The 22,748-nt window shown below is 74.6% G+C and carries 24 protein-coding genes; 17 read left to right on the top strand and 7 right to left on the bottom strand.

Going from position 1 to position 22,748, the window contains the following annotated elements:
• From tpiA to glyA, 6 genes are all read left to right on the top strand, one after another.
• Positions 1 to 813 carry a triose-phosphate isomerase gene (gene tpiA, locus HUT06_RS23615; RefSeq protein ID WP_176197726.1) on the top strand — a complete coding sequence of 271 codons (813 nt, stop codon included), beginning with the start codon at positions 1 to 3 and terminating at the stop codon, positions 811 to 813.
• A gap of 137 nt (positions 814 to 950) precedes the next feature.
• Positions 951 to 1,193: a preprotein translocase subunit SecG gene (gene secG / locus HUT06_RS23610; protein ID WP_089325828.1), complete on the top strand. Its 243-nt coding sequence runs from the start codon at positions 951 to 953 to the stop codon at positions 1,191 to 1,193.
• Between the two features lie 82 nt (positions 1,194 to 1,275).
• Complete coding sequence (locus HUT06_RS23605; RefSeq protein ID WP_089325829.1) at positions 1,276 to 1,647, top strand: RNA polymerase-binding protein RbpA; 372 nt, start codon at positions 1,276 to 1,278, stop codon at positions 1,645 to 1,647.
• A gap of 249 nt (positions 1,648 to 1,896) precedes the next feature.
• On the top strand, positions 1,897 to 2,388 hold the full coding sequence (locus HUT06_RS23600) for an Lrp/AsnC family transcriptional regulator (protein ID WP_176197725.1): 492 nt from the start codon (positions 1,897 to 1,899) through the stop codon (positions 2,386 to 2,388).
• A 110-nt stretch (positions 2,389 to 2,498) separates the two neighbouring features.
• Positions 2,499 to 3,449, top strand: coding sequence for a DMT family transporter (locus tag HUT06_RS23595; RefSeq protein ID WP_176197724.1), 951 nt, complete (start codon positions 2,499 to 2,501; stop codon positions 3,447 to 3,449).
• 81 nt (positions 3,450 to 3,530) lie between these two features.
• Positions 3,531 to 4,808, top strand: coding sequence for a serine hydroxymethyltransferase (gene glyA / locus HUT06_RS23590; protein ID WP_176197723.1), 1,278 nt, complete (start codon positions 3,531 to 3,533; stop codon positions 4,806 to 4,808).
• 3 nt (positions 4,809 to 4,811) lie between these two features.
• On the opposite strand, the gene HUT06_RS23585 is transcribed toward glyA, so the two are convergent.
• Positions 4,812 to 5,603: a class I SAM-dependent methyltransferase gene (locus HUT06_RS23585; protein ID WP_176197722.1), complete on the bottom strand. Its 792-nt coding sequence runs from the start codon at positions 5,601 to 5,603 to the stop codon at positions 4,812 to 4,814.
• Positions 5,604 to 5,733: 130 nt separating this feature from the next.
• Here HUT06_RS23585 and HUT06_RS23580 point away from each other — a divergent pair, with 130 nt between their 5' ends.
• Genes HUT06_RS23580 through HUT06_RS23570 form a run of 3 tightly spaced genes read left to right on the top strand, consistent with a single transcriptional unit; the run spans position 5,734 to position 8,512 of the window.
• Complete coding sequence (locus HUT06_RS23580; protein WP_176197721.1) at positions 5,734 to 6,426, top strand: carboxymuconolactone decarboxylase family protein; 693 nt, start codon at positions 5,734 to 5,736, stop codon at positions 6,424 to 6,426.
• Positions 6,423 to 7,028: a GNAT family N-acetyltransferase gene (locus HUT06_RS23575; protein WP_176197720.1), complete on the top strand. Its 606-nt coding sequence runs from the start codon at positions 6,423 to 6,425 to the stop codon at positions 7,026 to 7,028. The genes HUT06_RS23580 and HUT06_RS23575 overlap by 4 nt, the downstream gene beginning before the upstream one ends.
• 50 nt (positions 7,029 to 7,078) lie before the next feature.
• A complete protein-coding gene (locus tag HUT06_RS23570; RefSeq protein WP_176197719.1) occupies positions 7,079 to 8,512 on the top strand; it encodes an FAD-binding oxidoreductase in 1,434 nt (477 codons plus the stop codon).
• A 23-nt stretch (positions 8,513 to 8,535) separates the two neighbouring features.
• On the opposite strand, the gene HUT06_RS23565 is transcribed toward HUT06_RS23570, so the two are convergent.
• The 6 genes from HUT06_RS23565 to HUT06_RS23540 are packed head-to-tail and all read right to left on the bottom strand — an operon-like array spanning position 8,536 to position 14,347.
• Positions 8,536 to 9,303 carry an isocitrate lyase/phosphoenolpyruvate mutase family protein gene (locus tag HUT06_RS23565; RefSeq protein WP_176197718.1) on the bottom strand — a complete coding sequence of 256 codons (768 nt, stop codon included), beginning with the start codon at positions 9,301 to 9,303 and terminating at the stop codon, positions 8,536 to 8,538.
• 40 nt (positions 9,304 to 9,343) lie between these two features.
• Positions 9,344 to 10,075, bottom strand: coding sequence for an aspartate/glutamate racemase family protein (locus tag HUT06_RS23560; RefSeq protein ID WP_176197717.1), 732 nt, complete (start codon positions 10,073 to 10,075; stop codon positions 9,344 to 9,346).
• A 21-nt stretch (positions 10,076 to 10,096) separates the two neighbouring features.
• Positions 10,097 to 11,500 carry an MmgE/PrpD family protein gene (locus HUT06_RS23555; protein ID WP_176197716.1) on the bottom strand — a complete coding sequence of 468 codons (1,404 nt, stop codon included), beginning with the start codon at positions 11,498 to 11,500 and terminating at the stop codon, positions 10,097 to 10,099.
• Positions 11,497 to 12,315 (bottom strand): cyclase family protein, encoded by an 819-nt coding sequence (locus HUT06_RS23550; RefSeq protein ID WP_176197715.1) that lies wholly within the window; start codon positions 12,313 to 12,315, stop codon positions 11,497 to 11,499. The genes HUT06_RS23555 and HUT06_RS23550 overlap by 4 nt, the downstream gene beginning before the upstream one ends.
• Entirely contained in the window at positions 12,312 to 13,163 is an 852-nt protein-coding gene (locus tag HUT06_RS23545; protein WP_176197714.1) for a CoA ester lyase, read from the bottom strand. Before HUT06_RS23545 ends, HUT06_RS23550 begins: the two co-directional genes overlap by 4 nt.
• Positions 13,160 to 14,347 carry a CaiB/BaiF CoA-transferase family protein gene (locus HUT06_RS23540; RefSeq protein ID WP_176197713.1) on the bottom strand — a complete coding sequence of 396 codons (1,188 nt, stop codon included), beginning with the start codon at positions 14,345 to 14,347 and terminating at the stop codon, positions 13,160 to 13,162. The genes HUT06_RS23545 and HUT06_RS23540 overlap by 4 nt, the downstream gene beginning before the upstream one ends.
• A gap of 229 nt (positions 14,348 to 14,576) precedes the next feature.
• On the opposite strand from HUT06_RS23540, the gene HUT06_RS23535 reads away from it, so the two are divergent.
• From HUT06_RS23535 to HUT06_RS23500, 8 genes are read left to right on the top strand one after another with little or no spacing between them, the layout of a single operon-like run.
• Entirely contained in the window at positions 14,577 to 15,827 is a 1,251-nt protein-coding gene (locus HUT06_RS23535; RefSeq protein ID WP_176197712.1) for an ABC transporter substrate-binding protein, read from the top strand.
• Positions 15,824 to 16,846: a branched-chain amino acid ABC transporter permease gene (locus HUT06_RS23530; RefSeq protein WP_176197711.1), complete on the top strand. Its 1,023-nt coding sequence runs from the start codon at positions 15,824 to 15,826 to the stop codon at positions 16,844 to 16,846. Before HUT06_RS23535 ends, HUT06_RS23530 begins: the two co-directional genes overlap by 4 nt.
• Positions 16,843 to 17,919 carry a branched-chain amino acid ABC transporter permease gene (locus HUT06_RS23525; protein ID WP_217711412.1) on the top strand — a complete coding sequence of 359 codons (1,077 nt, stop codon included), beginning with the start codon at positions 16,843 to 16,845 and terminating at the stop codon, positions 17,917 to 17,919. Before HUT06_RS23530 ends, HUT06_RS23525 begins: the two co-directional genes overlap by 4 nt.
• Complete coding sequence (locus HUT06_RS23520) at positions 17,916 to 18,650, top strand: ABC transporter ATP-binding protein (RefSeq protein ID WP_217711411.1); 735 nt, start codon at positions 17,916 to 17,918, stop codon at positions 18,648 to 18,650. Before HUT06_RS23525 ends, HUT06_RS23520 begins: the two co-directional genes overlap by 4 nt.
• Positions 18,637 to 19,338, top strand: a complete 702-nt coding sequence (locus HUT06_RS23515) for an ABC transporter ATP-binding protein (RefSeq protein ID WP_176197709.1) — start codon at positions 18,637 to 18,639, stop codon at positions 19,336 to 19,338. Before HUT06_RS23520 ends, HUT06_RS23515 begins: the two co-directional genes overlap by 14 nt.
• Complete coding sequence (locus HUT06_RS23510) at positions 19,338 to 20,684, top strand: MmgE/PrpD family protein (protein ID WP_176197708.1); 1,347 nt, start codon at positions 19,338 to 19,340, stop codon at positions 20,682 to 20,684. The genes HUT06_RS23515 and HUT06_RS23510 overlap by 1 nt, the downstream gene beginning before the upstream one ends.
• Positions 20,681 to 21,337, top strand: a complete 657-nt coding sequence (locus tag HUT06_RS23505; protein ID WP_176197707.1) for a hydantoin racemase — start codon at positions 20,681 to 20,683, stop codon at positions 21,335 to 21,337. The genes HUT06_RS23510 and HUT06_RS23505 overlap by 4 nt, the downstream gene beginning before the upstream one ends.
• Complete coding sequence (locus tag HUT06_RS23500; protein WP_176197706.1) at positions 21,334 to 22,743, top strand: FAD-binding protein; 1,410 nt, start codon at positions 21,334 to 21,336, stop codon at positions 22,741 to 22,743. The genes HUT06_RS23505 and HUT06_RS23500 overlap by 4 nt, the downstream gene beginning before the upstream one ends.
• Positions 22,744 to 22,748 lie beyond the last annotated feature (5 nt).

The raw sequence follows: 22,748 nt of genomic DNA, 5'->3' as shown, positions 1-22,748 counted from the left end.
ATGGCCCCCGCGACCCCTTCTTCCGGCAAGCAGAGCGGCCGCAAGCCGCTCATGGCGGGCAACTGGAAGATGAACAACAACCACCTCGAGGCGATCGCGCTCGTCCAGAAGATGGCGTTCGCGCTCAAGGACGCCGACTACGACGCCGTCGACATCGCCGTGATCCCGCCGTTCACGGCGATCCGGTCGGTGCAGACGCTCGTCGACGCCGACCGGCTCGCCATCCAGTACGGCGCGCAGGACGTCTCCCAGCACGCCTCCGGCGCCTACACCGGCGAGATCGCCGCGTCGATGCTCGCCAAGCTCGGCTGCGACTACGCCGTCGTGGGGCACTCCGAGCGCCGCCAGTTCCACGCCGAGGACGACGCGGTCGTCAACGCCAAGGCCAAGGCGGCGCTCGCCGCCGACATCACCCCGATCCTGTGCATCGGGGAGGGCCTGGAGGTCCGCAAGGCCGGCGGGCACGTCCACCACTGCCTCACCCAGCTGGTCGGCGGGCTGGAGAAGATCCCCGCCGAGCATGTGCGGCGCACCGTGATCGCCTACGAGCCGGTCTGGGCGATCGGCACCGGCGAGGTCGCCACCCCGCAGGACGCGCAGGAGGTCTGCGCCGCGATCAGGACGCGGCTCGCCGAGCTGTACGACGGCGGACTGGCCGACGAGGTGCGTATCCTGTACGGCGGTTCGGTCAAGAGCGGCAACGTCGCCAAGCTCATGGCGCAGGAGGACGTGGACGGCGCCCTGGTCGGTGGTGCCAGCCTGGACCCGGGAGAATTCGTCAAGATCTGCCGGTACCGGGATCTCCCCGTCTGATCAAAACTGATCAATTCTGCGTGAACTGGGGGTTCTTGCCGAACCAGCGGGTAGTTCGTCGTACCCTTCGTAGCTGACGGGTAAACCGCCCGGCCGACCCTCCGTCCCCGACCTACAGACAAAGGCGCTGAAGAATCGTGATCATCGCAACGTCCATCGTGCTCATCGTCACGAGCCTGCTGATGGTGGTCCTCGTCCTGATGCACAAGGGCAAGGGCGGCGGGCTGTCGGACATGTTCGGCGGCGGAGTCTCGTCGTCCCTGGGCGGGTCGTCCGTGGTCGAGCGCAACCTCGACCGGCTGACGGTCGGCGTCGGGGTGCTGTGGTTCGCCTCGATCGTCGTGCTGGGGCTGCTGTTCAAGCACAAGGGCGTCGGCTGAGCCACCCGTCTGACATTTGCGATCGCCGCCGCCGTCCCAGGAGGTCACGGACGGCGGCGGAACACCGAGCGAGGAGTATTCCGTGGGTAGTGGCAACGCGATTCGGGGCAGCCGCGTCGGGGCCGGTCCGATGGGAGAGGCGGAGCGCGGCGACGCCGCCCCCCGTGTCTGGGTGACCTTCTACTGCGCCAACCGGCACGAGACCCGGCCCAGCTTCGCGACGGACGTCGCGGTCCCCGAGACGTGGGACTGCCCGCGCTGCGGGTTCCCCGCCGGCCAGGACGCGGACAACCCCCCGGCGCCGCCGAAGACCGAGCCCTACAAGACGCACCTGGCGTACGTGAAGGAGCGCCGGAGCGACGAGGACGGCGAGGCCATCCTGGAGGAGGCGCTCGCCAAGCTCCGCGAGAAGCGCGCCGCCGTGAAGCAGGCCATGGAGGCCGCGGCCCGCTAGCCGCACGCGCACCGGCGCATCCCGGCCCGGCCCCGCGAGGGAGCCGGGCCGTTCGCGTCCCCGCGCCGCCCTACGACGTCCACAGGGCGCGCGGCGCCGCGTTCACCGCGTCCGGCCGCTCCACGTGCGGGCATGCCGGACGGTCTCGAAGCACGGCTCGCGGTCGAATAATCTTCGGATGGCGGGGCATCCGGGCGTGGTTCGCGCGCGGGCGTTCGGCATCGGCGGAGATCTCGGGGAGGGGCACCGGTGGACGCGGTCGATCAGGCGATCCTGCGGCGGTTGCAGCGGGACGGGCGGCAGACCAACCGGGAGCTGGCCGAGGCGGTGGGCATCGCGCCGTCCACGGCGCTGGAGCGCACGCGGGCGCTGCGGGCGCGGGGCGTCCTCACCGGGTTCCACGCCGCCGTGGACTTCGAGCGCCTCGGCCGCGGGGTGCAGGCGCTGATCTCGATCCGGATCCGGCCGCAGTCGCGGGAGGCCATCGAGTCGGCGCGCGACGGCATGGCCGCGATGCCCGAGGCGGTCGGGGTCTTCGTCGTGACCGGCAACGAGGACCTGCTGGTCCACGTGGCGGTGCCGAGCACCGCCTACCTGCGCGACTTCGTGCTGGACCGGCTGGCGCGCCGCAAGGAGTTCGTGGACGTCCGCACCACGGTCGTCTACGACTACGTCCAGCCGGTGGAGCAGTCCGAACTTCCGGCGGCGGGCTCACGCGAGGGCCGAACGTCCTACAGCTGAGCGGCGCCCATCTCGCATCGGAGCGAAGCATCAACGGTCGAGGGCGGCCAGCCCGAACAAGTGACCGACGAACAGCCGTCACCCCCGCATGTCCTTCTAGGTTCGCTCTCATGGACCGACGAAACGATGCATCGGGGGCTCTGCTGGTGCTGGCCGCCGGGGTGCTCTGGGGGACGGTCGGGCCCGCGCAGGTGCTGGCCGCACCGGACGCGGGGCCGGTCGCGGTCGGCGGGGCGCGGATCATGTCCGGCGGGCTGGTCCTGGCGCTGCTGGTGCTCGCGCTGGACCGGCGCGCGTTCCGGGGGCTGACCCGGCGCACGTGGGCGCCGCTCGCGGCGGCCTCCGCCGCCACCGGAACCTTCCAGGCGGCGTTCTTCAGCGCGGTCGACCGCACCGGCGCCGCCGTCGCGACCGCCGTGGTCTTCGGGCTGGCCCCGGTCTCCACCGGGCTCTGCGAGCGGTTCGTCCTGCGCACCCGGCTGAGCCGCCGCTGGTGGGCGGGGACGGGGTGCGCGGTCGGCGGCGTCGCGCTGCTGATGGTCCCCGGTTCGTCCGTCCCCGTCGATCCGGCCGGGGTGCTGCTCAGCCTCGCCGCCGGGGCGTGCTTCGGCGTCTACACGGTGGCGGCCAAGGTCCTCACCGGGCGGGACGCGGGGATGGCCGCCGCCGTGTCGGTGACGCTGCTCGCGGGGGGAGCGGTGCTGCTGCCCTGGACGCTGGCGGAGCTGCCGGCCCTCGCCGCGCCCCGGTCGGCGGTGCTGGTCGGCTGGCTCGGGATCGCCGCGACGGCGGCCGCGTACATGTTCTTCGTCACCGGCCTCGGCCGGGTGGCCGCCGCGACCGCCGGGACGCTGAGCCTGGCGGAGCCGCTGGTGGCCGCCGTCCTCGCCGTCGCCGTGCTGGGGGAGCGGCTGTCGGCGCCGGTCGCCGCCGGGTCGCTGCTCCTGCTCGGCGGGCTGCTCGTCGTCTCCGTCCCGGTCAGGCCGCGGCGGGCCCGTTATGATGGCGGGCACGTGACTGGCGCAGTGAAGGTGGAGACGACCACCGGGGAGCGAAACTAGTCCGCACACCGCGCGCCTGGGTGTACGGGTCCCGTCCGCCGGGCACCCGAGGTCCCGGCGCGAGCAGCGCGGAGGCTCACGATGCACGTACCGTCCGTATCCCACCTGTCGGCCGAGGACCCGGAGATCGCCGGGCTGGTGGAGGCCGAGGCCCGCCGCCAGTACGAGAAGCTCCGGCTGATCGCGTCCGAGAACTACGTGTCGCCGGCGGTGCTGGAGGCCACCGGGTCGGTCCTGACGAACAAGTACTCCGAGGGCTACGCCGGCAAGCGGTACTACGAGGGCCAGCAGAACGTCGACCCGGTCGAGCTGCTGGCGATCCGGCGGGCGAAGGAGGTGTTCGGCGCCGAGCACGCCAACGTCCAGCCGTACTCGGGGTCGCCCGCGAACCTCGCCGTCTACCTGGCGTTCCTGGAGCCCGGCGACCCGGTGATGGGGCTGTCGCTGCCGATGGGCGGGCACCTCACGCACGGCTGGTCGGTGTCGGCCACCGGCAAGTGGTTCCGCCCCGTCCGCTACGACGTGCGCGCCGACACCGGGCGGGTCGACATGGACCAGGTCCGCGACCTCGCGCGCCGGGAGCGGCCGAAGCTGATCTGGTGCGGCGGCACCGCGATCCCGCGGACGATCGACTTCCCGGCGTTCGCGGAGATCGCCCGCGAGACCGGCGCGGTGCTCGCCGCCGACGTCGCGCACATCGCCGGGCTGATCGCGGGCGGCGCCCACCCGTCCCCGATCGGGCACGCGGACGTCGTCACCACGACCACGCACAAGACGCTGCGCGGCCCGCGCGGCGCCATGATCCTGTCGACCGCCGAGCACGCCAAGGCGGTCGACAAGGCGGTGTTCCCGGGGCTGCAGGGCGGCCCCCACGACCACACGACCGCGGCGATCGCCGTCGCGCTGAAGGAGGCGGCGCAGCCCGAGTTCCCCCGGTACGCGCGGCAGATCGTCGCGAACGCGCAGGTCCTGGCCGCGGCGCTGACCGACCGGGGCTACGACCTGATCTCCGGCGGCACCGACAACCACCTGATCCTCATCGACCTGACGAACAAGGGCGTCGCGGGCAAGCCCGCCGCGCAGGCCCTCGACCGCGCCGGGATCGAGCTGAACTACAACGCCGTGCCGTTCGACCCGCGCAAGCCGTTCGACCCGTCCGGGCTGCGGATCGGCACGGCCGCGATCACCACGCGCGGGCTCGGCGCGGAGCAGATGCCGCAGGTCGCGGCGTGGATCGACGAGGTCGTGCAGGGCGTCGCCAAGCAGGACGGGAGCGCCGCCGAGCGGGTCGCCGGGCAGGTCCGCGAGCTGCTCGCGTCCTACCCGATGCCCGGCTGGGCCCCCGCGCCCCGCGCGTAGGCCCTAGGCGCCGGGCGTGCGGCGCAGGATCGTGATCATGCGCCACGCCTCGGGGTCGGTGAGGGCCACCGCGTCCTCGCCGGCCCCGAAGTCGCCGTACCGCGCGACGGTGTCGAGCCCGCCGGCGAGGCGGATCGCGGCGTCCAGCTCGGTCGCCGTCCAGAACCGGTACGGGACGACGTCGCGGATCACCCGCGTGCCGGCCCCGTCGGTGATCGTCATCGTGACGTGGTCGTCGGCGATCTGGGTGACCGGGTCGAGCCGGTCACCGGGCTCGCCCCAGCGGACGCTCGCGCGGACGGCGCCGCGCTCGACCGTCCAGCCGGTGCTGACGCTCGGCTCGTCGCCCAGCCGGTCGCGGGGGTGCGACATCTCCACGACGTACAGGCCGCCGGGGGACAGGTGCGCGGCGGCGCGGCGCAGGTGCGCGACGAACGCCTCCAGCGTCATCAGGTGGGACGTCGAGTCCAGCATGGTGACCACGAGGTCGAAGGCGCGGCCCAGGTCGAAGCGGGTCATGTCGTCCCGGACGACCTCCAGTTCCACCCCGGCCCGCTCGGCCTCGCGGGCGGCGTAGGCGCACATCGCCGGGTTCAGGTCGAGCGCCGTCGCGGCGAGGCCGCGGCGCGCGAACTCGCGGGCGTGCTCGGCGGGCCCGGCGGCCAGCTCCAGCACGGTCGCGGGCCGCGCGCCGAGCCCGGCGCACCAGCGGAGCAGGACGTCCGCCTCGGCGGCCACGTCGCGGAACGAGCACGCCAGCTCGTAGGCCCAGGGGTCGTCGTAGATGCCGCTCACCCCGCCATCCTGCCAGCGTCCGGCGGCTCGCCGGCGCGTGTCACGCGACCGCCACGTCACCGTGTGCCCGGGGTTTCACATTGCGGACCAGGGGTTGAGCCGCCCGCGCCGACCGCCTAGCGTGCGGTAAGTGATCGACCCCGTGAGCGGTGAGGACGTCAACGATCGACCGCGGCGCGGCCCGTCCGCGACCAGGCTGCCGCTGCTGCTCCCCGGTTCCCTCAGCGACGAGCAGCGGGCCGTGTACGAGGCGGTGACGGGCGGCCCCCGCGCCGCCGGCCGCACCCCGCCGTTCGGCCTGGCCGACGACATCGGGCGGCTGCACGGCCCCTTCAACGCGATGCTCTACAGCCCGTCCGTGGGGCTGCCCCTTCAGGACCTCGGGGCCGCGCTGCGCTTCCGGACGGCGTTCACCGAGCGCGAGCGGGAGATCGCCACGCTGGTCGTCGCCGCGCACGTCCGGTCCGACTACGAGTGGTACGCGCACGAGCGGATCGGGCGCCGGCACGGGCTCACCGGCGCGGAGCTGGACGCGCTGCGCGAGGGCCGCGCGCCGATGCTCGGCGACGTCCGCGAGCGCGTCGTGCACGAGGCGGCCCGGCAGCTCGCCGCCGAGGGCGACCTCGCCGACGCCGTCTACACCGAGGCGGTCGCGACGCTCGGCCGCGGCGCCGTCGTCGAGCTGGTCGCGCTCGTCGGCTACTACAAGGCGCTCGCCCTGCAGCTGCGGGTGTTCCGGGTGGGCGTCCCGGACGGCGAGGACGCGCCCGCGTGGCCGGCCGGCGACCCGGCGGAGCAGGGCCCGGGCGGTGCGGGCGCATGAGCGACGTGCTGCGCACGGTGCGGCTGGCGCTGCATCCGGTGTCGATGCGCGACCACCGCGCGCTGCTGACGCACTGGACGGGGCCGCGGGTGCGGCGCCACCTGTTCGACGACCGGACGGTCACCCCCGTCCAGGTCAGCGAGATCATCGAGACGAGTGAGCGGGACTTCGCGACCGAGGGGTACGGGCTCTGGGCGCTGCGCCCGGCCGCCGCCTCCGGGCCCGACGCCCTGCCCGAGGCGCTGCCCGCCGCCGCTCCCGGCGACCCGCTGATCGGCGTGGCCGGGCTCAGCCACCACGAGGGCCCGCTCGGCCACGGCGTGGACGTCGAGATCCTCTACAGCCTGGAGCCGGACCACTGGGGCCGGGGCCTGGCGGCCGAGGCGTCCCGCGCGGTGCTCGACTACGCGTTCGGGGTGGTCGGGGTGCACCGGGTCACCGCCGAGATCGACCTGGCCAACCCGGCGTCCGCGGAGATCGCGTTCCAGCTCGGGATGCGGCGGTGGCGGGACGGCCCGGCCGGCCCCGACGGCGCCGCCTACTATGCCGCGGACCGCACCCGGTGGATCGGATCCCGTCGAATCATGGACGCCATCACATAGATTCCGTTGCGCGCTCTTGATTTTGCTGCGGAATTCAGCACTATGAGCGCATGAGTTCCACCTCGGGCCGGGCACCGCTCGCCCCCGGCTTCGCCAACGGCGGCGTCTCCTTCTGGTACCGGGCCGCCGGCCGGCCCGCCCCCGGCCCCCGCCTCCCCGGCCCGCGCACCGCGGACGTGTGCGTCGTCGGCGCCGGCTACACCGGCCTCTGGACCGCCTACTACCTCAAGCGCGCCCGCCCCGGGCTGCGGATCGTCGTGCTGGAGCGCGAGTTCGCCGGGTTCGGCGCGTCCGGCCGCAACGGCGGCTGGGTGCTGGGGGAGATCGCCGGCTCCCGGGAGCGCTACGCCGCCCGGCACGGCCGCCCCGCCGCGGTCGCGCTCCAGCGCGCCATGTTCGAGGCGGTGGACGAGGTCGTCCGGGCCGCCGCCGAGGAGGGCGTCGACGCCGGTCTGGTGAAGGGCGGCGTGCTGCACGTCGCCCGCGGCGCCGCCCAGCGCGCCCGCCTCGCCGCCATGGTCGACGAGGCCCGCGCCTGGGGCTGGACGGACGGCGACCTCGTCCCGCTGCCCGCCGCCGAGCGCGACGGCCGGCTCCGCGTCGCGGGCGCGACCGGGGCGGCGTGGAGCCCGCACGGCGCCCGCGTCCAGCCCGCCGCCCTCGCGCGCGGCCTCGCGGCGGCGGTCCGCCGCCTCGGCGTGGAGGTCTACGAGAGGACGCCGGTCGTCCGGATCGCCCCGCGGCGCGGCGGCGCCGCCGCGGCCGTCACCCCGTACGGCACGGTCGCCGCCGAGTACGTGCTGCGCGCCACCGAGGGCTTCACCGCCGGGCTGCCCGGCCACCGCCGCGACTGGCTCCCGATGAACAGCTCCATGATCGTCACCACGCCGCTGCCGGCCGCGGTGTGGGAGGCGATCGGCTGGGAGCGCCGGGAACTGCTCGGCGACATGGCGCACTCCTACATGTACGCCCAGCGCACCGCCGACGACCGGATCGCCTTCGGCGGCCGGGGCCGCCCCTACCGCTACGGCTCCCGCGTCGACGACGGCGGGCGCACCGCGCCCGCCACGGTCGACGCGCTCTGGCGGATGCTCGCCGCGATGTTCCCCGCCGCCGCCCGCGAGGCGCGGGTCGACCACGCGTGGTCGGGCGTCCTCGGCGTCCCCCGCGACTGGTGCGCGACGGCCGTCCTCGACCACGCGACGGGCCTCGGCCACGCGGGCGGCTACACCGGGCACGGCGTCGCCACCGCCAACCTCGCCGGCCGCACCCTCCGCGACCTGCTGCTGCGCGAGGACACCGCGCTGACCGCGCTGCCGTGGGTGGACCGGCGCGTCCGCCGCTGGGAGCCCGAACCCCTCCGCTGGCTGGGCGTCCACGCGATGTACGCCCTCTACCGGGCGGCGGACGCCCGCGAATCGGCCTCGGGCGCGGCGGGGACGTCGGCGCTCGCGCGCCTCGCCGACCGGATCACCGGCCACTGACTCCGCTCATCCGCTGACCCTGCTCACCGCCCGCTGACGAGGCGCTGCACGTCCCCGTACGACGGCGGGTGGCCGTCCCCGCCGGCGCCGGTGACGCCGAGGGCCGCGGTCACGGCGGCGTGGAGCGCCTTCCGGAACAGCAGCGACCCGGTGCTGACCCGGTGCACGCCCAGCCGCGCGAGTCGCTCGTACTCGGTCTTGCCCGGCAGGTACAGGACGTTGAGCGGCAGCTCCGCCGTCTCCAGCACGGCGGTGATGTCGGCGTCGTCCACGATCCCGGGGACGAAGATCCCGTCCGCGCCCGCCGCCGCGTACGCGCCCGCCCGCCGCAGGGTCTCGTCGCGGTCGGGGTCGCCGAGCCAGAACGTGTCGGTGCGGGCGTTGAGGAACACCTGCGGCGCGGCCCGCTTCACGGCGGCGATCACCGTCGTCTGGTGGTCGAGAGGCGCGAGCGTCCCGTCGGGGCGCCCGTCCTCCAGGTTGATCCCGGCGATCCCGAACGAGGCCAGCTCGGTGACCAGCTCGGCCACGTCGGCGACCCGGCCGGAGAACCCGCCCTCGATGTCGACGGTCACCGGCACGGGCAGCCGCGACAGGGCGCGGGCGAGGGCCAGCGTCTCGGCGCGGGTGTCCCCGGCGGCGTCGGGCTTCCCGGCGGCCGCCGCGACGCCGAGGCTCGTCGTCCCGACCGCCGGGAAGCCCGCCTCGACCAGCGCGGCGCCGCTCGCGAAGTCCCACGCGTTCGGCAGCACCAGCGGACGGTCGCCGTGGTGCATCTTCCTGAAGTCCATCTGGCCCCCTTTTCCGCACCCACCCTAGGTCTGCCCCGTTTCAGCCTCCGTCGAAGCCTCCGCCGCGCCAGGTGGGCAGGGGGCGGCGGCCGACCGCCGTCTCGAAGGCGGCGCGGGCCAGCAGGCGGGTGGAGTCGAGCGTGGGCAGCGGCGAGACGTCCGGGGTGACCAGCAGCGGGATCTCGGTGCACACGAGCGCGACCGCGTCGCAGCCGCGCTCGGCCAGCCGGCCGATGATCCGCGCGTACTCGCGCCGCGACTCCTCGGTGATCACCCCGTTGACCAGCTCGTCGAAGATGATCCGGTGGACGGTCTCCCGGTCGGCCGGTTCCGGGACCTCGGCGGCGATGCCGCGCGCGGCCAGCTCGCGCGGGTAGACGGGGCCGTCCATCGTGTAGCGGGTGCCGAGCACGCCGACGCGGGCGCGGCCGTCGGCGGCGGCCCGGTCCGCGACGACCCGCGCGATGTGCAGGCCGGGCAGGGCCAGGTCGCCGCCGGGGAGCTCCAGCGCCATGTGGGCGGTGTTGTCGGGGCAGACGAAGAAGTCGGCGCCCGCCGCCGCGAGGCGGCGGGCGCTCTCGGCCAGCACCTCCCTGACCGCGCCGTGGTCGCCGGCGTCCCAGGCGGGCATGCTGCGGGCCAGCGCGATCAGGTCGAGCGTCACGTCGGGGTGGTCGTCGGGGCCGAGCTCGCGGAACCCTTCGTGGCAGAAGGTCCGGAAGCACAGCGCGGCGCCCTCCGCGCTGTGGGCCAGGATGCCGAGATGCCTCATGGCCCCGACCCTACGGCGCGGCTACTCCAGCAGTGACGTGAGGTCGCGCAGGTCCTCGATCCCGGCCAGGCCGTAGGTGAGGGAGGTGATCTGCTCGGCCTGCGCGCCGGTGACGCGGCGGGAGGCGTTCAGCCGGAACTTCGTCGCCAGCTCCTCCGCCGACAGCGGGTTGCCGGGCCCGCCCCGGTTGACGTCCACCCGCTCCTCCAGCAGGTCCCCGGCGCGGGTGCGGACCCGCAGGACGGCCGGGAACTGGTGCGGGAAGATCTCGTCGCAGCGGGCGTCGGGGACGCAGCGGACCTTCGCGGCCAGCGCGAGCCGGTCCGGGTCGGCGGCGGCCTCGTCGGTGAAGTCCTCGTGGAAGACGCCGAGCCCGCCGCCGCCGAGCAGCGCCGCCGCGACGGTGTAGGGGCCGGAGAAGGCCGCGTGGTACCCCGACTTCGGGCGGATCTTGTCCTCGTGCGGCTCGCCGATCGTGCGCAGCACCGGCGTCGGCGCGCCCAGTTCGATCGACTCGACCGCCGCCGGGTCCAGGCCCCGCTCGCGCAGCCGCAGCGCGGCGTCGATGCCCGCGTGGGTGAAGTGGTTGCACGGGTAGGGCTTGAAGAAGATCCCGGGGAGCTCCCAGTGCTCGCCCAGGCCGGAGGTGAGGGCGTCCAGGTCGACCTGGTCGCCGCAGAACGCCTGGAGGAACCCGAACCGCCCTTCGAGGACGGTCGGCGGGCCGGTGATGCCCGTGCGGGCCAGGCCGGCGGCGGTGACGGCGGCGTGCGCGGCCCAGCCGCAGTGGATCCGCTTGACGGTGCCGCCGGTGCGGTTGGCCTCCAGGATCCCCGAGCCCATGCTCGCGGCGATGCCCATCGCGTGCGCGATGCCGGCGGCGTCCAGCCCGGACAGCATCGCCGCGGACGCGGCGGCGCCGACCGCCCCGCAGATCGCGGTGGCGTGCTGCCCGCGTTCGAAGAACACCGAGTTGCCGAGGTCGCGGTCGTACCCGGCCATGCCGAGCCGCACGGTGATCTCGACGCCGACGCCGACCGCGTCCAGCAGCGCGGCGCCGGACGCGCCCCGGGCCTCGGCCACGGCGAGCGCGGTGGGCACCACCGACGCCGACGGGTGCAGGACGGACGGCAGGTGCGTGTCGTCGAAGTCCAGGGAGTGGGCGAGCGTGCCGTTCAGCAGCGCGGCGCTCGGCTCGGGCAGCCGCGTCCCGGTGCCGATCGCGGTGGCGCGGCCCGCGCCGCCCCATTCGCCGACGAGTTCCCCGACGGCCCGCGCGGGCGGTTCCGCGGTGGCGGCGAGGCTGTTGCCGAGGACGTCCAGGACGCGGCGGGCGGCGTCGTCGCGCAGTTCCGGCGGCAGCCCGCCGGCGGCGGTGGCGGCGGCGAGCCCGGCGAGCCGCTGGACGGGGGTCCCGGCGGTCATGCCGACACCGCCGCGAGCGGGCGGACGGGGGAGCCGGTGCCGCCCCTGATCCGCAGCGGGGCGAGCACGAACACGAACTCGTGCAGCCCGGCCTCGGCGAGCGCCTCCAGGTTCAGGTGCTCCAGGATGAAGATCCCCGACTCGACCAGCAGGATCCGGTGGACCGGCAGGACCGCGTGCCCGGCGCCCTCGGGAATCTGCTCGTAGGCGGTCGTGTCGGCGCCGGTCGCGGCGATCCGCCGCTCCGCCAGCCACCGCGCGGCGGCCGGGGTCGCGCCGGGGACGCCGGTCTCCTTGCCGAGGTAGGCGGTGGTGTCGCCGAAGTTGCGGGCCCAGCCGGTGCGGATCAGCGCCACGTCGCCCTCGCCGGGCTCGGCGCCGGCGCGCTCGGCGGCCAGCTCCAGGTCCTCGACGGTGACGCCGTAGCCGGGCGGCAGCGTCGGGACGCCGTGGACGGCGGCGACGTCGAGCAGGACGCCGCGGCGCAGCAGGCCGGGCAGGTTCTCCGCCCCGTGGCTGGTGAAGGCGCCGCCGCGCTGGGCGTCGGCGGCCGAGATCCCGCCGTGCAGCTCGCCGTTGTGGCTGACATGGGAGAGCGCGTCGATGTGCGTGCCGACGTGGCCGCCGGTCACGATGATCTCGTTGGCGGCGGAGCCGCCGTCCGGGCGCTCCATGTCGCCGTGCCGCCGGATCAGCGTCATCCGGAACCCGGGGTGGTTGGGGGAGCAGGGCATGCCGGTGAAGAACGGCTGGCCAAGCTCGATCAGCCGGACGCCCCCGGCGACGGCCGCGAGCAGCGGGTCCTGCGTGGTCATTTCTGGCCTTCCTTGACGGGCCGGGCGGCGGACTCGGCGGACGCGGCGGCGTCGAGCAGCCAGGCGGCGCGCTCGACGACGGCCTTGTCCACGAACCGGCCGGCGGAGTCGATCCATGCGGCGCCGCCGCCTGCCGCGGCGCGTTCGGTGAGCTGGCTCATGAGGTCGCGGGCCCACGCGACGTCGTCGGGGTCGGGGACGCACGCCTCGTGGACGACGGGGAGCTGCGCGGGGTGGATCACCGACCGGCCGAAGAACCCGGCCCGGCGGCCCGCGAGCGTGTCGGCGCGCAGGCCGTCCAGGTCGCGGACGGCGGTCCACACGCTCTGCGCCGGGGACGGCAGTCCGGCCGCGCGGGCGGCGACCACGACCCGCGAGCGCGGCCAGGCGAGGGCTTCGCCGCCCGCGCGCAGGTCGGCGGCGAGATCGGCCTCGCCGAGCGAGATCCCGGCGACCAGCGGGTGCGCGGTCGCGAGCAGCAGGGCGTTCTCCACGCCGAGCGCCGACTCCAGGATCGGGAACACCGGCACGCCGAGCGCGTCGGCGACGCGGCGCAGCTCGCCCGGGTCCTCGCACTTGGGCACGCGGACCCCGGCGAGCGCGGCGGGCGCGGTCGCCAGCAGGGCGATGTCGTCGGCGCCGTCGGGGGTGCCGGGCGCGTTGATCCGCACGTAGGCGGTGTTCCCGGCGTCGAGGGCGTCGAGCACGTTGCGGCGCGCGTCCCGCTTGGCGGCCGGCGCGACGGCGTCCTCCAGGTCGAGGATCACCGCGTCGGCGCCGGACGCGAGCGCCTTGCCGATCCGGTCCGGCCGGTCGCCCGGCACGTACAGCCAGGACCGCGGCGTCACTTGACCACGCCCTTGCCGCGCAGTTCGGCCAGCGCGGCCTCGTCCACCCCGTAGCGGGCGAGGATCTCGGCGGTGTGCGCGCCGAGCGGCGGCCCGGCCGACTCGATCCGGCCCGGCGTCTGCGACAGCCGGAACAGGACGTTCTGCATCTTCACCGGGCCGAGCTCGTCGTCGGGGACGGTCGCGATGGTGCCGAGCGCCTGGAACTGCGGGTCGGCCATGACGTCGGCGGCGTTGTAGATGGGGGCGACGGCGGCCTGGGCGTCCTCGAACGCCTTGACGACCTCGTCGCGGTCGCGCTCGGCGATCCACGACCCGACGGCCTCGTCCAGCACGTCGGCGTGCTTGGCGCGCTCGGCGCCGGTCGCGAACCACGGCTCGTCGATCAGCTCGGGCCGGCCGACCAGCCGCATCACGCGCTCGGCGATCGACTGGGCGCTGGTGGAGATCGCGACCCAGCTGCCGTCGCGGGTCCGGTAGGTGTTGCGCGGCGCGTTGTTGTGCGACCGGTTGCCGGTGCGGGCCTGCAGCTCGCCGAGCTGGTCGTAGGTGATGATCTGCGGGCCGAGCAGGGTCAGGATCGGCTCGATGATGGCGAGGTCGACGACCTGGCCCTCGCCGGTCGCCTCCCGCGCCCGCAGCGCCGTCATGACCGCGAACGCGGTGGTGAGGGCGGCGATCCCGTCGGCGAGGCCGAACGGCGGCAGGGTCGGCGGGCCGTCCGGCTCGCCGGTGATCGCGGCGAACCCGCTCATCGCCTCGGCGAGCGTGCCGAACCCGGGGCGCCTGGAGTACGGGCCGGTCTGCCCGAACCCGGTGACCCGGGCGAGCACCAGACCTGGATTGACCTGCTTCAACTCGTCGTACCCTAGGCCCCAGCGCTCCAGCGTCCCGGGACGGAAGTTCTCGATCACGACGTCGGCGTCGGCGACCATCCGGCGGAACAGCTCCTGGCCCTCGGGTGAGCCGAGGTAGAGCGTCATCGCCTTCTTGTTGCGGCCGAGCATCTTCCACCAGAGCCCGACGCCGTCGCGCTGGGCGCCGTGGCTGCGCACCGGGTCGCCCTTCGGGTGCTCGATCTTGATGACCTCGGCCCCGAAGTCGCCGAGCAGTGTCGCGGCGAGCGGGCCGGCGAACAGCGTGGCCGTGTCGAGGACCCGGACTCCGGACAGCGCGTCGGTCATGGACGGTACCGCCTTCACGGACGATCGTTCCGCTTAGAGAAACGAATATGGATGGCTCGGCCGGTTCGCGCGGGCGCCCCGGACTTCACAAGTTGGCACTGCACGGCGAGTTACGTCAAGTTTCACCCAGATATTGACCGGATGCCGTGACGGGTGCCACGATGACGCATCAGCGACCTGGTGTTCCTCCTAGCGGAACGATCACCGGCAGAGAGGGCGGGAGAGGTGAATGTGGGCTCGTAAGCTCGCCGCCGGGCTCGGCGCCTGCGCGGTCCTGGCCGCCGCGGCCGGCTGCGGTGGCTCGGCGCCGTCCGGCGCGGCCGGAGTGGCCGCCGGGCGCGACCGGGGCCCGGTCAAGATCGGCGCGCTGCATCCGGTCAGCGGCGCCAACGCCGTCGACGGCCAGCAGATGCGCCGCGGCGCGCAGCTCGCCGTCGAGGCGATCAACGCCGCCGGCGGCATCAAGTCCCTCGGCGGCCGCAAGGTCGAGCTCGCCACCGGCGACACCCAGGGCAAGGCGGAGGTCGGGCAGAGCGAGGCCCAGCGGCTGATCTCCGAGGGCGCGGTCGGCTTCGTCGGCACCTACCAGAGCGCCGTCAGCACGAACGCGGCCGTCGTCGCCGAGCGCAACCGGGTGCCGTTCGTGATGGACGTCACCGCCTCCGACGCGATCTTCGCCAACGGCTACAAATACTCCTTCCGGGTGCAGCCCGGCAGCGCCGCCATCGCCGGCGCCGCCGCCCGCTATCTCAAGGAGGTCTCCGAGCAGGCGGGCAAGCCGGTCCGGAAGGTCGCCTTCCTGCACGAGCAGACCGACTTCGGCAGCGGCGCCGCCGAGGCGTTCACCGCCGCGGCGAAGAAGCTCGGCATCGAGGTCGGCCCGAACATCAGCTACGACGCGCTCACGGTGTCCGACCTCACCGCGCAGGTCACGCAGGTCAAGGCGTCCGGCGCGGACGTCCTCGCCGTCGCCGGCTACTACCGCGACAGCCTGCTCGCCGCCAAGGCCATCGCCGCGGTGAAACCGGACCTGAACGCGGTCTGGGGCGTGTCCAACGGCGCCTACGACCAGCCGAAGTTCGTCTCCGACGCCGGAGCCGTCGCCGAGCGGATCTTCAGCACCAACTACCACTTCGACGCCAAGAACCCGCAGACCGCGAAGCTGCGGCAGGAGTACCAGCGCCGCTACGGCGCCCCCATGCGCACCGGCGCCGTCCTCGCCTACGACGCGGTCCAGGTGATCGCGCAGGCGGTGGAGCGCGCCGGCTCCACCGACGCCGAGAAGGTCCGCGACGCGATCGCCTCCTCCAGCGTCGAGCCCCTCACGGTCGGCACCGGCCCGATCTCCTTCGCCCCCAACGGCGACAACAAGACCGCGCTGCCCGTCCTCATGCAGGTGCAGGGCGGCCAGGTCAAGCAGGTCTATCCCGCGGAGAAGGCCGAATCCCAGCCCAACTACTCGGTGACGTGGCGGTCATGAGCAACATCGGAACCAAGGCGCAGTCCCCACCCGCCCCCGCCGCCCGGCGGCGCCCGCTGCTGGGCGGCGACGGGACGGGCGCCGTCCTCAAGCGCGCCGCCGTCACCGGCGGCCTGGTGGCGGTCGCGATCGCGGTCGCCCTGATCAAGTCCGGCAGCGGCCTGGTCGTCTGGCAGTCGGTGGTGACCGGCCTGCTGATGGGCGGGCTCTACGGGCTCATCGCGATGGGCCTCACGCTGATCTTCGGCGTGCTGGACATCGTCAACTTCGCGCACGGCGCGCTGCTGGCCATCGCGATGTTCATCGCGTTCGGCGTCGTGCAGGGCACCGGCGTCCACCCGTACCTGACGCTCCTCGTCGCGGTGCCCGCGCTGTTCCTGCTCGGCGCCGCCGTGCACCGCGGCCTGCTCAGCGGGACGGGCGGCGCGTCGCTGGAGAACCAGCTCCTCATCACGCTCGGCCTGTCGCTGCTGCTGGAGAACGGCCTGCTGATGTTCTTCGGCGCCGAGCCGAAGACCGTGGCGCTGCCCGGCGACTTCCAGTTCTCGCTGTTCGGCGCGGTCGTGTCGGGCGCCCGGCTGTACGCCTTCCTCGGCGCGATCCTGATCGGCGCGGTGCTGTTCTGGCTGCTGCGCCGCACCCGGTTCGGCACGGCGATCCGCGCGGTCGCCGCCAACGGGCAGGGCGCCGAGCTGGTCGGCGTGAACGTCCGGCGCGTCCACACCCTGACGTTCGCGATCGGCACGGCCTGCGCCGGTGCCGCGGCGGTGCTCGCCGCGCCGCTGGTCACGGTCACGCCGACGCTCGGCGAGCAGTTCAACATCACCGCGTTCGTCGTCGTGGTGCTCGGCGGCATGGGCAACGTCGCCGGCGCGCTCGTCGGCGGGCTGCTGATCGGGCTGGTCGAGCAGCTCACCACGATCTACATGGACGGGCAGAGCTCGCTGCTCGGCGTGTTCGCCGTCTTCGTGATCGTGCTGTTCCTCCGCCCGCAGGGGCTCTTCGGGAGGCGGTCATGACGGACACGGGCATGACGGACACGGGCATCACCCTCACCCGCCGCCCGGACGGGGACGCCGCCCGGCCGGCGAAGGCGCCGCCGCTGCGCCCGCACCACCGGCAGCTCGCCGTGCTCGGGGTGCTGCTGCTCGTCGCGATCCCGCTGCCGCTGGTGCTGCCGCCTGCGCAGGGCGCCGTCGCCGTCCGCATCCTGATCTTCGCGCTGATGGCCGTCGGCTGGAACGTGATGAGCGGGTTCGGCGGGATGTTCAGCTTCGGGCACGCCGCGTTCTTCGGCCTCGGCGCCTACACCAGCGCCTACCTGCTCGTCGAGCACGGCGTGTCGCCGTGGATCGGGATGCTCGCCGGGATGGCGGTCGCCGCCGCGGTCGCCGTCGTCATCGGCTACTTCGCGTTCCGCTACAAGCTGCAGGGCGCCTACTTCGCGCTGGCGACGTTCGCGTTCGCCGAGATGCTGCGGCTGATCGTCACGACCAGCGACTTCACCAACAAGGCGGTCGGGTTCACCGTCCCGCTGATCCAGGGCTCCTCGTTCTGGAAGATCCAGTTCGCCGCGGACTCGCCCGCCTACTTCTGGATCGCGCTCGGCCTCGCCGGGATCGCCGCCGCGGTCAGCATCGTGTTCCTGCACTCGCGGACCGGCCGCTACGTCACCGCGATCCGCGACGACGAGCTGGCGGCGGCGTCCCTCGGCACGCCCGTGCTGCGCTACAAGCTGGTCACGGTCGCGCTGTCGGCCGCGATCACCTCGGTGGCCGGCGCCTTCTACACGCAGTACTACCTGTTCGTGAACCCCGACCTGGCGTTCGGGTCGTCGGTGTCGATCCAGGCGATCGCGACCGTGGTCATCGGCGGCATCGGCACCATCTGGGGCCCGATCGTCGGCGCGGTCATCCTCGGGGCGCTGTCGGACGTCACCGCGACGCTGCTGCGCACCCCGCCCGACTTCCTGAACTTCCTGCAGGGCCGCAGCGGCCTGGACGTCGCGGTCTACGCGGTCCTGCTGATCCTCATCGTCCGGCTGCTGCCCAAGGGCATCGTCGGCACGATCGCCGCGAGGTGGCGCCGATGAGCATCCTGAACGTGACCGGAGTGGGCAAGGACTTCCGCGGCCTGCGCGCCCTGTCGGACGTGGAGTTCCAGGTCGAGCAGGGGGAGATCCTCGGCATCATCGGCCCGAACGGCGCCGGGAAGACGACGCTGTTCAACGTCATCTGCGGCGCCCTGGCCCCCGACACCGGGCAGGTCGTGTTCGGCGACCGGGACGTCACCGGCTCCTCCCCGGACCGCATCGCCCGCGCCGGCATGGTCCGCACCTTCCAGCTCATGCGCCCGTTCGGGAGCATGACCGTGCTGGAGAACGTGAGCCTGGCCGCCCAGCACCGGCGGGCGTCGCCGCACCGGCTGCGCAAGCGGTCGCTGGACGTCGTGGAGCGCGTCGGCCTCGGCCAGTGGGCGCACCGCAACGCCACCGAGCTGCCGACGGCCGGGCTGAAGCGGCTGGAACTCGCCCGCGCGCTCGCGATGCGGCCGAAGGTCCTGCTGCTGGACGAGGTCCTCGCCGGGCTTGTCCCGTCGGAGCGCGAGCCGGTGCTGGACCTGCTGTCCGCGCTGCGCGCCGAGGACGGCACGACGCTGCTGTTCATCGAGCACATCATGGCGGCCGTGATGCGCCTGTCGGACCGGGTCCTCGTCCTGGACCAGGGCCGGGTGCTGGCGGCCGGCTCGGCCGAGGAGGTCACCTCCGACCCCCGCGTGATCGAGGCCTACCTCGGAGAGGAGCCCGGCGATGCTGAAGCTTGAGCGGCTCTGCGCCGGCTACGGGCGCATGCAGATCCTGCACGACATCGACCTGACGCTCGGCGAGGGCGAGATCGTCGCGCTCGTCGGCGCGAACGGCGCGGGGAAGACCACGACGCTGCGCGCGGTGTGCGGGCAGCTGCGGCCGACGTCCGGGACGATCACGTTCGCGGGCGAGTCCACCGCCGGGCGCCGCCCCGACAAGCTCGTCCGCGACGGGCTCGTGCACGTCCCCGAGGACCGCGCCCTGTTCGGCACCCTCACCGTCGAGGAGAACCTGCGGATGGGCGCCTGGACCCGCCCGCACGGCGAGGTCGAGGCGGCGATGCGCGAGGTGTTCGCGCTGTTCCCCGTCCTCGCCGAGCGCCGCGGGCAGGTCGCGCAGACCTTCAGCGGCGGGCAGCAGCAGATGCTCGCGATCGGCCGCGCGCTGATGGCCCGGCCGAAGCTGCTCATGCTGGACGAGCCGTCCACCGGCCTGTCGCCCAAGCTGACGTGGGCGATGCTCGACGCGGTCAAGCGGATCCGCGACACCGGCGTCGCGGTGCTGCTGGTGGAGCAGAACGCCAAGCAGGCCCTCGGCATCGCCGACCGCGCCTACGTGCTGGAGAGCGGCTCGACCGTCCTGCACGGGACCGGTGACGAGCTGGCCGGGTCGGCCGAGGTCAGGAAGGCGTACCTGGGGCTTTGATGGACGTGGACACGGGGGCCGCGACGGCCCGGCTGGGGGAGTGGGTCGCGGGACTGGACGTCGCGGACGTGCCGGGCCCGGTGCTCGACCGGCTCTCCCTGGTCCTGCTCGACGCGATCGGCGTGACGGCGCTCGGCGCCGGGCTGGCGGAGACGCGCGCGCTGCGCGCGGCGTGGGACGCCCCCGGCGGGCCCGCGCCGCTGATCGGGGCGGGGCGGTGCGCCTCGGTCGACGCCGCCGCCTGGCTGAACGCCGTGGCGCTCGTCTGCCTGGAGCTGGACGAGGGCAACAAGTACGCCAAGGGGCATCCCGCGGCGCACGGCTTCCCGGCCGTGCTGGCGCTGGCGGCCGAGCGGGACGCCTCCGGCCCGGACACGGCGGCGGCGCTGCTCGCCGCCTACGAGACGGCGTCCCGGTTCGGGCGGGCGGCCCGGCTGCGGCCGGGCGCGCACCCGCACGGAAGCTGGGGCGTCGCGGGCGCCGCCGCAGGCTGCGCGCGGCTGCTGGGCCTCGGCCCGGACGCCGTCGCGGCCGCGATCGACACCGGCGCCGGCCTGCCGGTCGCCGGGCACTTCGCCTCGGCGACGGACGGGAACCCGGTGCGGGACGCCTGGATGGGCGCGTCCAACATGTCGGGCCTGGCCGCGGCGCGGATGGCGGCGGCCGGGCTCGCCCGCAACACCGGTACCGCCGCGCTGTCGCTCGGCACCCTGCTCGGCGAGTTCGACCCGGCCGAGCTGACCGGCGGGCTCGGCGAGCGCTGGGACATCACGCGCGGCTACTTCAAGCGGCACGCGTCCTGCTCGTTCACCCATCCCGCCGCCGACGCCGTCCTCGGCCTGCGCGGCGGGCTCGACCCGTCCCGGATCAGCGGCGTGCTGGTCGAGACGCACGCGCTCGGCGCCGGGCTGGCGTCGCCGGAGTGGGACAACCGGCTGTCGGCGATGTTCTCCACGCCGTTCGCCGTCGCCGCCGCGCTGCTGCACGGCGAGGTCGCGCCCGGCGCCGACCTCGCCGACCCGGCCCTGCGGGCGCTGGCGCGGCGGGTCCGGCTGGCCGAGGCGGGCGACCTGACCGCGCGGCTGCCGGACGAGCGCGCCGCCCGAGTCACCGTCGAGCTGGACGACGGGACGCGCCGGACCCGCGAGGTCCCGAACCCGGTCGGCGACGCCGACCACCGGCCCCTGGGAGAGGGGGACGTCCTGGCCATGCTGCGCCGGTGGCTGCCGGGACGCGAGGAACTGATCGACCGGGCGGCGGCGCTCTCCCGCGAGCTGCCGGGCCTGGACCATGCCGGGGAGCGCCTGCGCGGCCTCGCCGGCGACGAGACGAAGGAGCCGAAGTGACGCGCGCCCTGGCCGTGACGCCGATCCATCTGCCGCCGGAGGAGATCCGGCGGCGGCAGGCCCGCTACGACCGGCTGGCCCCGCCGGGCCTGACCGTCGAGCTGCGCGACGTCGGCCCGGCCGCGCCCGGCGCGCTGGACGACGAGGCGGCGATCCGCGCCTCCGAGCGGGAGGTCGCCGCCGCGCTGGCGCGGGCCGGGGACGGGTGGGACCTCGCCTTCCCCGACTGCGTGCTCGACCCGGCCGTCCCGGACGGCCCGTCCGGTCCGGGCACCGGCCCTGACCAGGGCGTACGGCCGATCGGCCTGCTGAAGCTGAGTAGTATGCACCTTTCGGCGATGAATGTTCGGTTTGGTGCTGTGGTGCGGAACGAGGCGATCGGCGCGGAGCTGGGCCGCCGCCTCAAGGGCTACGGCCTGGACGAGTACGTCGCCGGGATCGCGGTACTGGAGCTGCCCTTCGACGCCGTCGCCGACGCCGCCGCCTGGAACGCCGCCCTCGGCGAGGCCGTGGCGGCGCTCGCCGCCGCCGGCGCCGCGGCCGTGATCAACGGCTGCTCGGCCGTCGACGTCGGGCAGGACCGGCTCGCGGCCCGCGTCGTCGACCCGACGGCCCTCGCCCTGAAGCTCATGACCGCGGAGGGAGCAGCGTGACCGACGGACCCGACCTCGTCGTCGCGGGCGCCGGCGGCGGCCTCGCCGGCGCGCTGCGCGCCGCCGAACTCGGCCTCAGCGTGGTCGTCGTGGAGGCCAGCGAGCACTTCCGGCGCGGCAACAACACCTCGATGTCGACCGCGATGTTCCCCGGCGCGGGCTCGCGCTGGCAGGCGGCCGAGGGCGTCTACGACTCCCCGGACCAGTTCGTCGCCGACATCATGGCCAAGACCAAGGGCAGCGCCGACGCCCGGCTCGCCCGCACCCTCGCCGAGGTCAGCGGCCCGCTCGTGGAGTGGCTCGCCGACTCGGTGGAGCTGCCGCTGTCCCTGGTGACCGACTTCAACTACCCCGGGCACTCCGTCACGCGCTGCCACTCGGTCCCGGGGCGGCACGGGTCGAGCGTGATCGACCACCTCGCCCGGCGCGTCCGCGCGCACCCCGGCATCGACCTGCTCGTCCCGGCGCGGCTCGCCGACGTGGCGACCGGCCCGGACGGGGCGGTGCGCGCCGCCGTCGTCCAGTACCCGGACGGGACGACCGAGGAGATCCCCACCGGCGCGGTGCTGCTCGCCACCAACGGCTTCGGCGCCGACCGCGGCCTCGTCGAACGGCACGTCCCCGAGATCGCCGGCGCCCACTACCAGGGCGGCGACCAGTCGCTCGGCGACGCGCTGCGCATCGGCGGCGGCCTCGGCGCCGCCACCGGCTACCTCGACGCCTACCAGGGGCACGGCGCCATCGCCGCCGGCGCCGGCACCCTCGTCGGCTGGGCCACGATCATCCACGGCGCGGTCATGGTGGACCTCGGCGGCCGCCGGTTCGGCGACGAGACCCGCGGCTACTCCGAGTACGCCGCCGAACTCGCCGCCCGGCCCGGCTCCACCGGCTGGATCGTCCTGGACGAGACGGTCCACGAGCATTGCCAGGAGTTCAAGGACTACCGCGACACCGTCGAGTCGGGCGTCCTCGTCCGGGCCGCCGACGCCGAGGCCCTCGCCAAGGCCACCGGCCTGCCGCCGGACGCCCTCGCCGCGGAACTGGCCGCCAGTGCCGCCGCGGCCCGCGGCGAGCGCCCCGACGAGCACGGACGCACCCACTGGGAGCGGCCCCTCGCCGCGCCCTACGCCGCCGTCCGGGTCGTCCCCGCCCTCTTCCACACCCAGGGCGGCCTGATCGTCAACGAGGACGCCGCCGTCGTCGACACCGGCGACCGGCCGATCCCCGGCCTGTACGCGGCGGGCGGCGCCGCCGCCGGGATCTCCGGCCACGGCGCCGACGGCTACCTGCCCGGCAACGGCCTGCTGCCCGCCTTCGGGCTCGCCTACCTGGCGGCCGGCGCCGTCGCGCGCGACCAGAGCGCCCGCGACCGGACCGCCCGCCGCACGACCACCCGCGAGAATTGAGGAGT

The organism is Actinomadura sp. NAK00032 (genome assembly GCF_013364275.1).
GTDB lineage: Bacteria > Actinomycetota > Actinomycetes > Streptosporangiales > Streptosporangiaceae > Spirillospora.
Note: the sequence above shows the minus strand (reverse complement) of the source record. Positions and strands in the feature narration are given on the sequence as shown.

Coding starts and splice junctions, on each gene's coding strand:
- HUT06_RS23595 (WP_176197724.1), top strand. CDS start 2,499: ATGGACCGACGAAACGATGCATCGGGGGCTCTGCTGGTGCTGGCCGCC.
- tpiA (WP_176197726.1), top strand. CDS start 1: ATGGCCCCCGCGACCCCTTCTTCCGGCAAGCAGAGCGGCCGCAAGCCG.
- HUT06_RS23550 (WP_176197715.1), bottom strand. CDS start 12,315: ATGACCACGCAGGACCCGCTGCTCGCGGCCGTCGCCGGGGGCGTCCGG.
- HUT06_RS23575 (WP_176197720.1), top strand. CDS start 6,423: ATGAGCGACGTGCTGCGCACGGTGCGGCTGGCGCTGCATCCGGTGTCG.
- glyA (WP_176197723.1), top strand. CDS start 3,531: ATGCACGTACCGTCCGTATCCCACCTGTCGGCCGAGGACCCGGAGATC.
- HUT06_RS23525 (WP_217711412.1), top strand. CDS start 16,843: ATGACGGACACGGGCATGACGGACACGGGCATCACCCTCACCCGCCGC.
- HUT06_RS23565 (WP_176197718.1), bottom strand. CDS start 9,303: ATGGACTTCAGGAAGATGCACCACGGCGACCGTCCGCTGGTGCTGCCG.
- HUT06_RS23515 (WP_176197709.1), top strand. CDS start 18,637: ATGCTGAAGCTTGAGCGGCTCTGCGCCGGCTACGGGCGCATGCAGATC.
- HUT06_RS23510 (WP_176197708.1), top strand. CDS start 19,338: ATGGACGTGGACACGGGGGCCGCGACGGCCCGGCTGGGGGAGTGGGTC.
- HUT06_RS23560 (WP_176197717.1), bottom strand. CDS start 10,075: ATGAGGCATCTCGGCATCCTGGCCCACAGCGCGGAGGGCGCCGCGCTG.
- HUT06_RS23570 (WP_176197719.1), top strand. CDS start 7,079: ATGAGTTCCACCTCGGGCCGGGCACCGCTCGCCCCCGGCTTCGCCAAC.
- HUT06_RS23540 (WP_176197713.1), bottom strand. CDS start 14,347: ATGACCGACGCGCTGTCCGGAGTCCGGGTCCTCGACACGGCCACGCTG.
- HUT06_RS23555 (WP_176197716.1), bottom strand. CDS start 11,500: ATGACCGCCGGGACCCCCGTCCAGCGGCTCGCCGGGCTCGCCGCCGCC.
- HUT06_RS23530 (WP_176197711.1), top strand. CDS start 15,824: ATGAGCAACATCGGAACCAAGGCGCAGTCCCCACCCGCCCCCGCCGCC.
- HUT06_RS23535 (WP_176197712.1), top strand. CDS start 14,577: ATGTGGGCTCGTAAGCTCGCCGCCGGGCTCGGCGCCTGCGCGGTCCTG.
- HUT06_RS23520 (WP_217711411.1), top strand. CDS start 17,916: ATGAGCATCCTGAACGTGACCGGAGTGGGCAAGGACTTCCGCGGCCTG.